Genomic DNA, 15,051 nt, shown 5'->3' on the forward strand with positions numbered 1-15,051 from the left:
CAATCACTCCATTTCAGCATACATGATCTTCAATTCATTCGTCAATGTATTATAACCAGTTCTATTGTTTAGCCAGTGTAATATTTTAAATATACTAAAAATATAACCCTGTTATATATCATACTCCAATAATTGTTTCGTAATAGTAATACAGATGTAGCAATTTCCTGTTTTATGGAGCCGACACCATTCGATAAACTTGTGCTTTCCAGTCTTTTAGTTACGCAGGCATCATCATAGGGACATTTGTTTACGTATTCACCTATCATGAGCCTCTTGCTATGTGAGGGAGGGTTTGCTTATTCTCGTTGGTGTAAAGCGGTTGTCACGTAATTAAAGGTAGGTGGACTTATTTAAACACAATCAATAGCCTGTGTAGCCTTTCTACATAACATGTTGCTTGGAAGTAAGCGCGGCACTACATTTTTGTAACACTTGTACTAAGAAGTTGATCTCTTTTCGGGCCGTTTGTGACGAAGAGCGTTCAATGATTAGCCCGCTATGTAATGAGTCAAGCTTCATCCCTATCGTGCCACACATCATTCGCAGTCTCCAGTGGCAGACACTTGACTGCGGATTGTATGACTTGTGTAGTTTCAAATGCTGTAGCAAAACACCCCTATAGCTTTGCTTAACTTACTGAAAAAGGGAATTTCCACATCGCCCATGCCGAGGCCGTTGAATCTCGTGCGACCTTCTAATGAACATGTCGTTATATCGCGACTTGTTCACGTTATAGGAATGAATGAGTGATTATGTGTTTCGCCTTGACTGTTCCAGCGTTTATTGACATATAGCAATCTACACGAGTGAAATTAAAGAGATTCATTCGGCTACAAGATCGGGATTTACAATGATAATTAGCCGTACATATACGTGCCACTTCCGTGGACTGAGCATTTTCGGGGGCGCGGGACGAAAATCTTACCATAGATTGACCAATGGTAAGATTCTATATAGAAAGAACTTAATTTTTTCCTACTTGCACAGTTGGGTTGGAAGGGTAGCACGGTGCTGCTTGCTATTTTGCGCGCTAGTTTGTTTAAACTTGCGCGCAGATTCCAGGCTGAAGTGCCAACGACATGTCGGCCCCAGCGGGGCCGAAGCCAAACCGGACTCGGTTCGGCGCGGCTCGCGCCGGTATCATATGGATACTTCAGGGCGAGGATGTACATGTGACTTTGTCATCTGTTACCGAGTTCAGTTATTCTGTTCCCTAGTTTAGGAAAATGCACCGCTTTTCTTGCGATTTCCCCCAACTTGCGAACAGTTCGGTGGCAACTCGAGCACAGTTTCCACTTTACCTAGCTTACCACTGGTTCTTGAAGAAATTATTTAGTCCAACTTATATAGCCTAAAAAGCAAGCAAATTTGAGAAAACTCTACCATAGCGGATTACTACCTCATTCAGCGTCCTCATCCTCTGTGTTAATGACCAAATGAAGTATTGTTTATTTCATTAATATAAGAACGGGACACTATTTTTTCAGCTCGCTCGCCCTGCCTTCAGTGCCTAGAAAACACGGTGGTCGTTTTTTGATCACCGATGTTGCTCTTGTACTCTGGAGTGCTAGAAAACACGGTGGTCGTTTTTTGACCACCGATGTTGCTCTTGTATTGCAATTAAAGCTCCCACAGTACAAATCAGGAAAATTAAACGTGCTATAGATGTAGATTACACACTTGCACACCGTCCCAAATACTAAGCCTTGTGAGCGCGGAACGTTCCAAAATAAAAGCAAACAATGATACATTTCACTCAAGAAAAAGCCGGTTACCCGTTTACGGCAGCCGGCTTTCAGTTTTTTGTGCTTAGAATTTTTTTTATTCTTCAGCTTCAATGACGAAATCAGCCGTGTCGTAAAATTGTTCTTTCCGCTCATTGAACGTTGTTGTGTACTCGTTGAATTGCTCTTTATATTCGTTCACGGATTGATACTGCTCATTGACGAGGTTAATTTGGTCTTCAAGTTCTTCAAAAGACAGCTCTTCATCTAGAAACATTTCATACAAGTCGAGGTCCATTTGCACGGCATCTGTATAGCTTCATATAATTCGGTATGCACTTGATAGCGCTGCTCCATCGCATCAAAAACGGCTTCTGCATCTTCTCGTAGTGAACCTTCCAAGTCATCGAGTAACGACTCTTCTTCCATAAATGTCTCGTAAGCGGCGACGATGCTTTCTCGCTCTGTTTCCATACGACTGATTCTTTCGTTTGCAAGCTCTGACGCTTGTGCAACAAGCCCTTCAATTTCATCCATGTCTTGAAGTCCAAGATTGACCATCTCTTCAAAAAGTTCATATTCCTGTTCTTCAGCTTCAATTAACGGTGTTTGTTGTTCTTCAAATTCGTTCTCAAGTTCAATGGCACCTTCAATATTGATCATAAGTTCTTCTTCAGCCGATTCCATGCACCCAGCTAAAAGTAACGTACCTAAAACAAACGGTCCTACATAAAGCAATCGTCTCATCAAAGAACGTCCCCCACCTCATTACGTACTTATCTTCAATAATCATATAGGATGATGTTAACCTTTGCAAAGAAAAATATGGAAATGTTAAGAGACAAATGTCCTTCTAAAAAAATAGGCATTTATCCAGTCAAAAGCGATTTAGTTGCATACATTGTAGAGTAGTATCGCTTCAGGCGAAAACAAAAGGAGGGTTCACTCCATGTCTTATGGTTATGGCGGTTATGGTTATGGCGGCAACCCATGTTATGGAAACTACGGCGGCGGTGGCGGTTTTGGCGCTGGTCGCGGATTCGCGTTAATTGTCGTTCTGTTTATCTTGTTGATCATCGTTGGCGCTTGCTATGGTGACAAGAAGTAAAGAAGCGTTTCCTCAAGAGACAGTCACTCGGTGGCTGTCTTTATTTTTTCCTTTTTGTCTATAGAGGTTGTCTTCTGATATACTTAGCCCGTATGTAAAAACGTATGCAAGTCCGTGACCATTCATACGGCTTTGTTTTATACCGAGGAGGATAAATTGATGATACTGATGGACAATATCGTCCGTGAGGGCAGCCGGGTACTCCGGGAAGTGGCTAAAGAAGTTGATATGCCACTAAGCGAGGAAGATTTGGCATTACTACAAGACATGCTTGACTATCTAAAAAACAGTCAAGACCCTGAAATCGCTGAAAAATACGATCTACGTCCTGGCAGTGGCCTTGCCGCACCTCAAGTCGGTGTTTCAAAACGAATGTTTGCCATTCATACGACCGATGAGAAAGATCAATTATATAGCTATGGTTTTATTAACCTAAAATTGTGAGCCATTCTATTGAAGAGACGAGTTTGGAAAATGGGGAAGGTTGTCTATCGGTTGACCGTGAAGTTGAAGGGGAAGTTCCGCGTTACGCCCGTGTGAAACTACAAGCCGACACACTCGAAGGCGAACGAGTGACTCTTCGCTTAAGAGGGTACTTGGCCATTGTTGTTCAACACGAAATGGACCACCTAAATGGAATTATGTTTTATGACCGAATTGAAGGCTACGCAGGCCCTCATAAAAAAGAAGTACCTAGAACCGCACTATAACAAAGAACGGGCCTCAAAGGAGGCCCGTTCTTTCTATAAATGATGAGTTAGATCAGACCTAATTCTTTTAAACCGGCATGAATTCCTTCTTCATCGACACTTTTTGTTATGAAATCTGCTGCTTGTTTCGTCTCTTCCGTTCCATTTCCCATAGCAACACCAACACCTGCCGCTTGTAACATTTCAATGTCGTTTAAGCCGTCTCCAAATGCAACTGTATCCTCCATTGATATGTTTAACAGATCCGCTGCTTTTTGTATGCCGACCGCTTTTGAACCGCCTGCAGGAACAATATCAACGGATAAATCATGCCACCTGACGAAATCAAATTCCGAAAATGCTTGTTCATACTCGCTTGGATTCTCACCTTTTGTTGAAAACAATAGTGCTTGATACACTTCTCCATCCATAGGATTTTTGTGAATTGGGGGATACGGCAACAATAAGCTTTCCATACACTCTTTAATACGAGGGTGGGATAATTGATCGGTGCGCATTCCTGTGTGATCCATAAACACCATCGCATGGTCATTACGATGTGCCATCTCGAAAATGTTCTTTAACGCAGAAGAATGAAGCGACTTCGCTAACACAACGTCTCCATCAATGACGACGTATGAGCCATTAAACCAATGTGGGAGACGATTCCGAGCTTCTCCATTAATGACGTATACATAAACGGGGATCGTCCCGTTGCAATTAACACATGATGTCCATTTTCTTGAAGTGCTCGCACGGCGCTAACCGTTACATCTGACATCTGTTTATCTTCATTATAAATCGTGCCATCAATGTCGAGAAAAATCGCTTTTGTTTTCATACCATCACTCCACTCTAAAATCAATCAAGCTTCTTTCATTATGAAGGAAAGTGCGCGTACTGAAAAGAAAAACGCCTAGCTTTGTTTCCAACAATTAACGAGACATCACTTGTATGTGAACGAGCCAGTCATCACAAATTATAAGGTAACACGCATCAAAACGGGAGAAATTGCCAATGCGGTTTGCTAAACGGATGAAAATACGCTAAAATAAGGTAACTGTCTGCTGAGCTTGTTGTGATGTGGAAGTGCCCTCCCCTCTTTGAAAAACATCGGCCGAGCATTGTTAATCACTGAGGGACCACGACTACTGTATAAGCTCGATAAGTGAACGGATTTCTTTTTTTTGCATGGTGTATGAATGAATATGGTCGCTCTTATGAAGCGTTGCCATTGGGCAACGTTTTTATATGAGTATCCGCGTATACCTTAAGCAATAAATTAATAAACAAGGAGAGATTTGACAAAGTGATCTACAAAGTAATGTACCAGTCGAACGCCAAAGAGGTTCCTGTACGCGAAAAAACAGGGGCTCTCTACGTAGAAGCAAATGATGAGCGTGACGTTCGACGTAAACTAGCAAAAGACGAATTGAACATTGAATTTATTCAACCATTATCAGGCGCCCATCTTGAATATGAACAGAGTAAGCCTGACTATAAGTTGGAGAAGCGCTAATGAAACAATTGCAACAAGACCAAGTTGCTGTTTTCGCTCTTGGAGGGCTTGGCGAAATCGGCAAAAACACATATGCGGTTGAATATAAAGACGAGATTGTTATTATTGATGCAGGAATAATGTTCCCAGAAGATGAGTTGCTCGGCATCGACTACGTTATTCCTGATTATACGTACCTCTCTCGTAACGAAGACAAAATTGTCGGGCTATTCATTACCCACGGCCATGAAGACCATATCGGAGGAATTCCGTATTTATTACGTGAAATTAACGTTCCAGTATATGGCGGAAAATTAGCCAATGGGCTTTTACGTGGGAAATTAGAAGAGCACGGTTTGCTACGAAGAACGAAAATGATTGAGCTAAACGAAGATGATGAAATCTCTTTCAAACACTTGAAAATATCTTTCTTTAGAACGACGCATAGTATTCCTGACGCGTTAGGAATCGTCGTAAATACACCAGAAGGCAATATTGTTCATACTGGCGATTTTAAATTTGACTTCACACCTGTTGGCGAACCTGCGAACTTAACAAAAATGGCTGAGCTTGGTGCAGAAGGTGTGCTTTGTTTACTGTCTGACAGCACAAATTCAGAAGTACCCGGTTTTACGATGTCAGAAAGAAAAGTCGGCGACAGCATTGAGAACATCTTCAGGCAAGTTGATGGCCGTGTCATTTTCGCGACGTTTGCCTCTAACATTCACCGATTACAACAAGTCGTACAATCCGCGGTGAAACACGGGCGTAAGATCGCCGTATTTGGACGTAGCATGGAGTCCGCCCTTACGATTGGACAAGAACTCGGCTACATTCAAGCACCTAAAGATACGTTTGTCGAGACGAATCAATTAAGTCGAATTCCCGACAACGAAATTACGATTCTTTGCACCGGATCTCAAGGAGAGCCAATGGCGGCATTGTCTCGAATTGCTCACGGAACACACCGTCAGATTCAAATTATTCCTGGCGATACCGTTGTGTTCTCGAGCTCGCCAATTCCTGGTAATACGCTAAGTGTCAACAAGATTATTAACCAACTGTTCCGTGCAGGTGCGAATGTCATTCACGGGTCATTAAATGATATTCATACATCAGGTCACGGTAGCCAAGAAGAGCAAAAGCTCATGCTTCGTTTGATGAAACCGAAATACTTCTTCCCAATTCACGGGGAGTACCGCATGCTCGTGAGCCACAAAAAACTTGCGATTGATTGCGGCATTGCCGAAGAAAATATCTTTATTATGGATATTGGAGAAGTATTAGCACTGAAGAAAGATGAAGCGAAAAAAATCGGTAAAGTTCCTTCAGGCTCTGTTTATGTCGACGGTAATGGCATTGGTGACATCGGAAACATCGTCTTACGTGACCGTAGAATCTTGTCAGAAGAAGGCCTCGTCGTCGTCGTCGTATCACTCGACATGACGAACTTTAAAGTATCTGCTGGCCCTGACATTATTTCTCGTGGGTTTGTATATATGCGTGAGTCATCTCACCTCATTCACGACGCCCAAAAGATGTTAGACAAGCACCTTCGTGAGCTCATGGACCAAAAAACAACACAATGGTCAGAGATTAAGAACGAGATTATCGAGCTTCTCTCTCCATTCCTTTACGAGAAAACAAAACGCAAACCGATGATTTTACCGATCATTATGGAAGTATAACGACGTACAGCGATTTCCAATTGGAAATCGCTGTTTTTATCGTAACAACCGTTTAATTCTTTGTTCTAATGTGCCGAGGTGATCTTGACCTTGTTGAAAGTACCTCATCTGTCCTGATGCATCAAACAAATAAAATGCAGGAATGAAATTGTAGCCAAATGCATCTGATAGCAGTGCTTCTTCATCAATAGCAAGAGGTGCGTCCAGACCGGCCCTTTTTGCTTGCTCCGTCACTTCCGCATCATCTTCTGGCTCTAAATTAACCGAAACGGCATGTATGTGAGATTCGTACTTCTTCATTAACGCGGACACGTCCGGCAATGTCGTTAAACAAGAAGCACAACTTAACGTCCAAAAGTGGACGAGGTAAGGTTGGTCATGAGTCGCTCTAGGCGGTAGCTGATTCAGCCACTTTACATTGGCTGTTAGATCTGGCATAGATGAACCAATTTTTAAACCCATATTAAGCTCCCCCTTCTCGGTGTTTCAATTATCTTACTCAACATGGGGAGCTTTTGTTCCGAGAAGTTAGACCATCCCTAGCATCGTATGTGACATGTTTACACTATGCTGGTGAATGCGAAGCATTAAGTTCATCAGATCCGAGAAAACAACACTTACCGTACTGCTTGAACCTGAACCATAATAGAAATGTTCATATCGCATTTCTCTTTCCATTCGCTGGATTTTTGGGTTGTTATAGATGACTTGTAATGCCTCTTCTTCTCGATTGTTCGAAAAGGCTTTTGACGCATGGGAAAACCCTTGTTCGACTTCTTCAAACAACTGCTGAATTTTTTCACGCTCCCAATCATTCAGCATTTTATGTTTGTTCTCCAACTTATTCATTGCCCTTGCCATCTCTTTCATCACATTTGTCAAACGTTCGAGATCATTGTTTACATACAATAATTTTAATGCTTCCTCAGATTCTTTATCATTTAAGTTATTCTCCATAATTCTTTGCAAATGATGATAGGTAGCTTTATAGACGACATCAATGATTCTCTCTTGTTGAACGACTTGTTGACGAGCTTTATCATCTTCAATCATGCTGAGTAAATGCGGAAACATGTGCTCACTCACTCGTTCGGTCACGACTTCAAGCTCTTTTCTCGCCTGCAACAAGCCGACCGCCGGTATCGCACTTGCATCCCGATCCAGGTGTTTTACGTATTTAGACGGCAATTCCTTTTTCGGCATGAGCTTGGTCATCCACACCGCAAATCGGTCGCAAAACGGCAGCAGTATAAACAAGTTCACGAGATTAAATAACGTATGGGAGTTCGCAATTTGCCGTTCTATCTCCCCACCAAATAGCGGTAAAATTGCAACAAAAACGCTCGTTAACGGCAAAAAGATGAGCACACCGATTCCTTTAAAAATTGCATGGCTACCGCCGCACGTTGGGCATCTTTCGAAGCCGTCACGCTTGAGATGAGGCAGTAAATACCGTACCGAAATTCGCACCATAAACGATGGCAACGCCTGCTTCTAGGCTAATTGAACCGTTGGCAGCAAGGGCCATCGCAAGGGCAATGGTGGCTGCACTGTTTTGAACAATTGCGGTAAATAAGGCAGCGACAACGACGGCTAACAAGGGTTGCTCAGAAATGGCAGCTAAGTATTCCATAAATACCGGGTCCGTTTGCAACGGCTCCATCGCCGCAGTCATAATCCCCATTCCAAAAAACACAAAGCCAAACCCGAGAACGATTGACCCGTATGCACGCATTTTCACATTCATAAGAAATAACAAAACCCCAAGCGTCACAAACGCAAGCGTAATCGGTAATGCTAAATGCAATGAGCTGAACAGTAATGGTCGTTCCAACGGCTGAGCCTAACATAATACCAAGTGCTCTTCGTAAGCTAATCAGGCCGGCATTGACAAAGCGACCGTCATTACGGTCGCAGCAGTTGATGATTGCATAACAGCCGCCAAAACAATGCCTGCGATCGCACCATAAAATTGGTTCTTCGTAACTTTTTGAAGAAAAACTTTAAGGTGGTTAGACGCGGACTGTTTTAACCCGTCACTCGCAATCCACATGCCATACAAAAAGATCGCAAGTCCCCCAAGCAGTTGGAGACTAATCTGAATCCAATCCATACACGACACCTTCTTCTTGACTTTCCTTTAACTTGCGAACAATGTTAACGACATGGTCCGCAATTCGCTCTTGGTATCTCGCAACAAGAAAAAAAGGCGCTAGCGAATCAATTCGTAAAGGGTCTTGTTTCATCTCTGTGGATAACTGTTTTTGCATCGTATAGAATAACGCATCGACGTGCTCATCTTGCTGTTCAAGCGCGTCGTAGTCTTGATAGTCTTGTTCTTTCATCATTGAAAGCGCATGTGACATCATTTCTAGACTAATGTGATTCATTTCACGAACAGCTTGTTCAACTTTTTCACTATTGAATTGCGCTTTTGGATCGGTCGTTCGTTCCTTAGCAATTTCGGCAATGTTCACAATTTGATCACCCATTCGCTCTAGTTCCTCGCTACCCTCATCATTGATGTAAGGACACGCAGCTCGTGAGGCAGCGGGGGCTGGAGCATAATCAAATTCAATACATCAGTGTGCACTTGTTGATCAAAGCGATCAATCGTTTCATCTTCAGAGATGAGCTGGGTGGCGTGTTTTTCGTCTTTGGAAAACAGTGCAGTAGGAACACGCTCCATTTGCACTTTCGTCGCCACTCCCATTTTGTATAATTGTTTTTCGATCTTTCTCATTTCTTGATGAAAATATTTCATTTTGTACATGTGAGCCCACCTCTCTTATTAGAGCGTATGAAAAGGGCTCTAAAATCATGATTCACCCATGATACTGTCTGAGATGATCCCATCTACTCCGAACTGCTTCATCGCTGACAAATCACTTTGCTCATTTACGGTGTACGGAAAAACCTTGAGGTTGTTGGATTTGAAGTCTAGAACATCCTCCGCTTGAATGGTACGAAAGTGTGGATGTACCGAATAGACCGAATACGGTTGAAAGGAACGTAAATAATTTTCTATTTTTACAATTCTGGAATTTAACAAAAGCCCGATGTGAACATTTGCAGCCCTTTCTTTCACGCGAACAAGAGAATGATGATCAAAGGAAGAAACAATCGTAGTTCCATACGTTCGTAGGTTTGGATCGCTTGCACGACCAGCTCTTCAATCCCTTCATAAAAGGAAGGGATGTTTTTAATCTCAACGTTGATGACTGTTTCTTTCGGCATGCATTCAAACACTTCTGACAATGTTGGGATCTTCTCACCTCTATAAGCTTCGCTATACCAACTTCCAGCATCGTGCGCCTTTAATTGACCCAGTGTCATATCCGCGACTTTCCCTTCACCATTCGTTGTCCGGTTAATCCATTCATCATGAATGACGATTAATTCCCCATCCAATGATCGGTGCACATCTAACTCAATGCCATCTGCTCCTTTATGAACGGCTTGTTGAAATGCAGCTACTGTATTTTCCGGGGCATTTGCTGAATAACCGCGATGAGCAATATACAAAATGAATCTTCCTCTCAACAATTGCTATGACGTTAATTTTAGTGAACCTCGATAAAGTTGTCAATGTAGGCGATATGCGGGACACACCAATCATTGAACGTGTCCCGCTCTTTCGCTTATTTGTTCATCGCTTCGTGTAGGTAGCCAATCACATGCTCAACTGCTACGGGGATCGCTTCTTCTTTTGGATTTAACGTAGGTTCATGTAATCCAGCTTCTCCATCAACACCGAGCCAAAACATAAAACCTGGCACGTCGTCTAAGAAAAAGCCGAAATCTTCCCCAGTCATGGCGCGCTCAGATTCAACAAATTGAACGTTTGGTTGCTTTTTCGTCCAATTTATGAAATCGTTCGTTTTCGTTGCATCGTTCCACACTTGTTTGTATGCTGAGCCCCATTCAATCACAACTTCACAATCAAAACTTACAGCAATGCCTCGGCACATGCTTGTGACATGTTTTTGCACACGATCCATTGATTCTTTTGAAAGCGTGCGAATCGTCCCTTCCGTGCTTGCGCGAGAGGCGACAATGTTCTCCTTCGTACCGCTTTCGAGCTTTCCAATCGAGATAACCGCACTATCAATCGGGTCAATTCTACGGGAGATGACCGACTGCAACTGCGTAATTAAGTAACTAGACGCTACAACCATATCATTCGCTTCATGCGGATAAGCGGCATGTCCACTTTTCCCGCGCAAATGGAGATTAAACTCTGCCGTATTCGCAAACAACAGCCCTTCTTTCGTGGCCACTGTCCCGACCGCTAGATGAGGATGGACGTGCAGAGCCATCATCCAATCCGGGCGCAAAGCTTCATATTCTTTACTCTGAATCATCGGTTCTGCCCCGCCCGGTCCTTCTTCTGCCGGCTGAAAGATAAACAGGAGATTGTCTTTTGGTTGCTGCTCACTAAAGTATGAAAGGAGCGAAAGCGCGATCGTCATATGCAAGTCATGTCCACACGCGTGCATATACCTTCATGTACAGATGAATAGGGCAAGCCCGTTTGTTCTGCCATCGGTAGACCATCAATATCAGTCCGGTACCCAATCGTTTGTTCAGGTGCATACCCATTGATGTTCACAAAGTAACCTGTTTGCCATTCGATGATGCGCATATATTTCTGGTCTAAGTTATCAAGATAATGACGGAGCGTTTTGCTCGTTTCCCACTCCTTAAACCCTTCTTCAGGAATCTGATGAAGCTCTTGGCGAATGTGATACATCTGTTCCTTCGTATACATGGCAATGCTCCCCCTATAAAGAAACTCCCGCTCATGTTGACCGGGAGTTTTAACTCATGTTTAGTCTTCTTTAAGCTTACGAAGCTCTGCTTTAATTTCTGTTTTCCCACGCGTACCTTCATCAATGTCTTTGATGACACGTGCAGGCGTTCCAGCAACAACAACATTCTCTGGAACATCTTCAGTAACAATTGCGCCTGCTGCAACAACAGCGCCTTTTCCAACACGAACACCTTCCAAGATTACAGCGTTCGCACCAATAACAACCTCATCTTCGACGATCACTGGCTGTGCAGATGGCGGTTCAACAACTCCTGCGAGTACGGCTCCAGCTCCGATATGGCAGTTTTTGCCGACGGTTGCACGACCACCCATAACGACGTTCATATCAATCATCGTACCTTCACCTACTACGGCTCCGATGTTGATGCTAGCCCCCATCATAATGACGGAATTGTCACCGATAATGACTTGGTCACGGATAATCGCACCTGGCTCAATTCGTGCTTTAATATTCTTCATATCAAGCAATGGAATTGCCGAATTCCGTCGATCATTTTCGACGACATAGTCTCGAATCTTTGCTTCATTTTCTAGAAGAGTTTCTTGAATCGCCTTCCACTCTCCGAAAACAACTGCACCTGACTCATTAGGGAAGACTTTTGCGTCTTCGCCAAAATTCATATCACGAACATCTCCGTTAATGTACACTTTTACCGGAGTTGATTTCTCGCTTTCAGAAATAAACTTTACAATTTCATGTCCATCCATCATTTTCATGGTTCATCCTCCAAACGATCATTCGTATCATTTTTTCCTATTCTAGATTATCATAACACTGCATTGAACAAAAGCATTACGACTGCTTGTCCTCTAATTTGTCATCTGGACCTTCTGTGAGTAAGTGCAACTCATCGTTGATGTACAAGTCTTGAGAAGGCATTGCAAAGTCGACATTTTCCTCACGGAGGATTTCCAAAATCCGCAAGTTCAGCTGCTCTTTAACTTTTAACCATTCTTCCCAGTTTGTCGTATTCGTGAACAAGTAGAACATTAGTTCAATGCCAGATTCTTGCAACTCGTGCAAACGGACGAAGATCGTTTCCTGATTGATCGCTTCATTTCCTTTCAATTCACTTTCAATCCGCTCTCTAGCCACTTTTAACGATTCCATCGGAGTATCATATCGAAATTGAATTTCAAAAGCGATTTGTCGCTTCGTCATCTCAGACCAATTCGTGATCGGTTCGTGAGCGAGTGTTGAGTTGGGCACTGTAACGAGCCCTTCAGAAAACGTTCTGACCTTTGTACTCCGAAAAGAAATGTCTTCTACAATTCCTTCAACGGTTGGCGTCTCAATCCAATCATCTTTTTTAAAGGGCTTCTCTGTAACGATAATGATACCGCCAAACAAGTTGCCAATCGTGTCTTGAGCTGCAAGAGCAAAAGCAAGACCACCAAGCCCTAGACCGGCAACAAAACCGTTAATATCAAAACCAAACGTATCGAGAATAACCACGACAGTTAGCGCGACGATCAATACGCGTAACAACTTGGAAAGGAAAGGTACGAGCATACTGTCTTCCCCGGAATCGAGGCGCATGCTTAACTTCTTAAACAGATTAGAAGATGTTCCAGATACGTTAAAGAACCCCCAGCCGAACATTAAGATCACACTGGAACGAAAGAACGTGTTCACAACTTCCATTCGCCTTTCAACAGCTGCTGTCGGATCATCTGGCACTAAGTATTGAATCGCAAGATACAAACCTAATATCACAAAGAAAAAACGAACCGGTCGTTGAAATGACAACAAGATATTCGGAAGTAGTTCACTTTTGCTTTTTCGTGATAGCCGCAAAATAAAAGCGAAAACATAACGGGTGAACACTTTTCTAAGAAATAAAAAGAACATAATGATTATAAATGCGACGACATATTGTAGCCACGGATACATGGCAATCCAGTCGTGGTACATATCTAACAATGAAATCCCTCCGGTCTAAAAAAACGAAAAAATAGAGAGTCAGAAGACCCTCTCACTTATTTATCCTATATGTTAAATGAATGCTTTTAACTTGGTACTTTGCATCATCATTACATGATCAAGAATCGCATGCACCCGCTCTTCGTCTAATCGATCGGTTCGTGACCCTTCCCGAATGGAAAGTGCGTGAGACACAACATCAGAGTCGGACCATCGCGACAAAGCCCATAGCGCGCCCTTTCGTTTTTGACGTCATCCGGCGTTTTCTTTAAAGCACCATGTGCGACAAGCATTCAAAACAGCTTCGTGACCATACGGATCATAAAATGGGTGAAAAACATGTGCCTTATGCCAACGAAGCGACCCTTTCATGGCCTCATTCAACCATGGTTTGGCACGACCCCAAATACTTCTTCAATCGGTTTTCCGATGAGAGTTTTTCCAGATTGATAACAGATGGTAAAGTCCATCAATAACCCTTCGTCCATCCCTTCTTCTTTCACCTTTACACCGATATCTCGTTGAAATGTGAGCACGTATTCGTAAGACGGAAGAGAATGCGGTTTTAACACCTCATCTTCTAATACGAACACAAGCTCCAAACCTAAACCTGGAGGAACCAACCTCTCCTCAGCTAATTGGTCGACCAACTTCAGTTTCACAGAATCTTTAAGCGGACGGTCCACAATGCACATCACATCCACGTCGCTATTCGTCGGAATCCAATCGTCCATAACGAGCGATCCACTCAAATACACCCCTGTGAGTTGTTTTTTCAACAATGATTGCAACGTTGTGGCAAGGCGGTCCAAATAATCGTCAATCTGGTCGTCCATATCCAGCATCTTCCCCCATCCATGTTGTAATGATGTAATGATACTTATCAATATCGTAATCGATTGTCGTTCCACTTGCAATGGGAAGTATGTCATTTGTCATACAACAGATAAAAAGAACGGAGTCAATGACCCCGTTTCAAAAGTTCCGTTCAATGTGTTGGAGGGAATTACATGCCATGATTACAGACCTGGGAGGTATGACAGAGCCAATCTTTACAAGCAAGACGTCCGGCGGATGACGTTTTTGCTTGCCTTATTATTCTATGATTATCTTTGAAAAACTAGTAATGGTCTTACCTATATCTAGCGAAATTCCATATACAACTACTTTAATCACACTCAACAATAATAGACCCTTTTAAGCGACTTCTCGTTTTCCGTTTTTTGTCTGGTTTTGCCTTTGGTTTTGCCTTTGGTTTTGGCTCTGGTTTGCCATTGTACCACGAAGGATACCACGGCGGGGCAGGCTTTTGATAGCCACTATGATAGCAGGAACTTCCCTTATCCGAATGCTTCTTTCGACAAGAACATCCTGTCCAATAATGTCTTGATTGGTTCATATTTTCATTTCCTTTCTTTCGATCCTGTAAAGGGGAAGCAGTTATAAAACTGCTTCCCTCACGTCCTTATTAGTCGTCGCACTCGATTTCAAACTTAATGCGGCAACGCTCTCCACGATCTTTGTCACATTTGTCTTTCTTTTTGTAACAACGGTCATAATCATAGTCGTAGTCGTAATCATAG

Annotated in this window: 14 protein-coding genes and 5 pseudogenes; 4 read left to right on the forward strand and 15 right to left on the reverse strand. The window is 42.8% G+C overall.

What is annotated here, in order from left to right; genetic code table 11:
• Positions 1-1,824 precede the first annotated feature (1,824 nt).
• Positions 1,825-2,474: pseudogene (locus JCM19037_RS29005) on the reverse strand (YkyA family protein).
• Positions 2,475-2,676: 202 nt separating this feature from the next.
• On the opposite strand from JCM19037_RS29005, the gene JCM19037_RS24325 reads away from it, so the two are divergent.
• On the forward strand, positions 2,677-2,835 hold the full coding sequence (locus JCM19037_RS24325) for a YjcZ family sporulation protein (RefSeq protein WP_081829240.1): 159 nt from the start codon (positions 2,677-2,679) through the stop codon (positions 2,833-2,835).
• Between the two features lie 159 nt (positions 2,836-2,994).
• A pseudogene (def, locus tag JCM19037_RS10910) lies at positions 2,995-3,545 on the forward strand (peptide deformylase).
• 47 nt (positions 3,546-3,592) lie between these two features.
• Here the strand turns inward: def and JCM19037_RS25770 are convergent.
• Positions 3,593-4,365 (reverse strand): annotated as a pseudogene (locus tag JCM19037_RS25770) (Cof-type HAD-IIB family hydrolase).
• Between the two features lie 468 nt (positions 4,366-4,833).
• Between JCM19037_RS25770 and JCM19037_RS10920 the strand changes: the two are divergent.
• Both JCM19037_RS10920 and rnjA read left to right on the forward strand, forming a co-directional pair.
• Positions 4,834-5,043, forward strand: coding sequence for a DNA-dependent RNA polymerase subunit epsilon (locus tag JCM19037_RS10920; protein ID WP_042400973.1), 210 nt, complete (start codon positions 4,834-4,836; stop codon positions 5,041-5,043).
• Positions 5,043-6,710, forward strand: a complete 1,668-nt coding sequence (gene rnjA, locus JCM19037_RS10925) for a ribonuclease J1 (RefSeq protein WP_042400974.1) — start codon at positions 5,043-5,045, stop codon at positions 6,708-6,710. Before JCM19037_RS10920 ends, rnjA begins: the two co-directional genes overlap by 1 nt.
• A 36-nt stretch (positions 6,711-6,746) precedes the next feature.
• Here rnjA and JCM19037_RS10930 read toward each other — a convergent pair whose 3' ends face one another.
• The 13 genes and pseudogenes from JCM19037_RS10930 to JCM19037_RS10980 form a co-directional block, all read right to left on the reverse strand.
• Positions 6,747-7,172 (reverse strand): TlpA disulfide reductase family protein, encoded by a 426-nt coding sequence (locus tag JCM19037_RS10930; protein ID WP_042400976.1) that lies wholly within the window; start codon positions 7,170-7,172, stop codon positions 6,747-6,749.
• 66 nt (positions 7,173-7,238) lie between these two features.
• Positions 7,239-8,183, reverse strand: coding sequence for a PhoU domain-containing protein (locus JCM19037_RS10935; protein WP_152549035.1), 945 nt, complete (start codon positions 8,181-8,183; stop codon positions 7,239-7,241).
• A complete protein-coding gene (locus JCM19037_RS10940) occupies positions 8,137-8,457 on the reverse strand; it encodes a Na/Pi symporter (protein ID WP_081829241.1) in 321 nt (106 codons plus the stop codon). Before JCM19037_RS10940 ends, JCM19037_RS10935 begins: the two co-directional genes overlap by 47 nt.
• A gap of 52 nt (positions 8,458-8,509) precedes the next feature.
• Positions 8,510-8,823: pseudogene (locus tag JCM19037_RS10945) on the reverse strand (Na/Pi symporter); the annotation flags it as partial.
• On the reverse strand, positions 8,804-9,202 hold the full coding sequence (locus JCM19037_RS10950; protein ID WP_052363793.1) for a phosphate uptake regulator PhoU: 399 nt from the start codon (positions 9,200-9,202) through the stop codon (positions 8,804-8,806). The pseudogene JCM19037_RS10945 and the gene JCM19037_RS10950, both read right to left, overlap by 20 nt.
• Before the next feature lie 5 nt (positions 9,203-9,207).
• Entirely contained in the window at positions 9,208-9,483 is a 276-nt protein-coding gene (locus JCM19037_RS10955; RefSeq protein WP_042400986.1) for a PhoU domain-containing protein, read from the reverse strand.
• Positions 9,484-9,528: 45 nt separating this feature from the next.
• Positions 9,529-9,798, reverse strand: a complete 270-nt coding sequence (locus JCM19037_RS30090; RefSeq protein ID WP_052363794.1) for a glycerophosphodiester phosphodiesterase family protein — start codon at positions 9,796-9,798, stop codon at positions 9,529-9,531.
• Complete coding sequence (locus tag JCM19037_RS22720) at positions 9,795-10,235, reverse strand: glycerophosphodiester phosphodiesterase family protein (RefSeq protein ID WP_052363795.1); 441 nt, start codon at positions 10,233-10,235, stop codon at positions 9,795-9,797. Before JCM19037_RS22720 ends, JCM19037_RS30090 begins: the two co-directional genes overlap by 4 nt.
• A gap of 116 nt (positions 10,236-10,351) precedes the next feature.
• Positions 10,352-11,481 (reverse strand): annotated as a pseudogene (locus tag JCM19037_RS10965) (N-acetyldiaminopimelate deacetylase).
• Between the two features lie 60 nt (positions 11,482-11,541).
• Positions 11,542-12,261 carry a 2,3,4,5-tetrahydropyridine-2,6-dicarboxylate N-acetyltransferase gene (gene dapD, locus JCM19037_RS10970; protein ID WP_042400989.1) on the reverse strand — a complete coding sequence of 240 codons (720 nt, stop codon included), beginning with the start codon at positions 12,259-12,261 and terminating at the stop codon, positions 11,542-11,544.
• Between the two features lie 76 nt (positions 12,262-12,337).
• A complete protein-coding gene (locus JCM19037_RS10975; protein ID WP_042401004.1) occupies positions 12,338-13,459 on the reverse strand; it encodes a mechanosensitive ion channel family protein in 1,122 nt (373 codons plus the stop codon).
• A gap of 81 nt (positions 13,460-13,540) precedes the next feature.
• Entirely contained in the window at positions 13,541-13,690 is a 150-nt protein-coding gene (locus JCM19037_RS25780; RefSeq protein ID WP_193744739.1) for a hypothetical protein, read from the reverse strand.
• Positions 13,691-13,848: 158 nt separating this feature from the next.
• A complete protein-coding gene (locus tag JCM19037_RS10980; protein WP_081829245.1) occupies positions 13,849-14,400 on the reverse strand; it encodes a nucleotidyltransferase domain-containing protein in 552 nt (183 codons plus the stop codon).
• Positions 14,401-15,051 lie beyond the last annotated feature (651 nt).

Origin of the sequence: Geomicrobium sp. JCM 19037, assembly GCF_000698105.1 — a bacterium.
GTDB lineage: Bacteria > Bacillota > Bacilli > Bacillales > Marinococcaceae > Geomicrobium_A.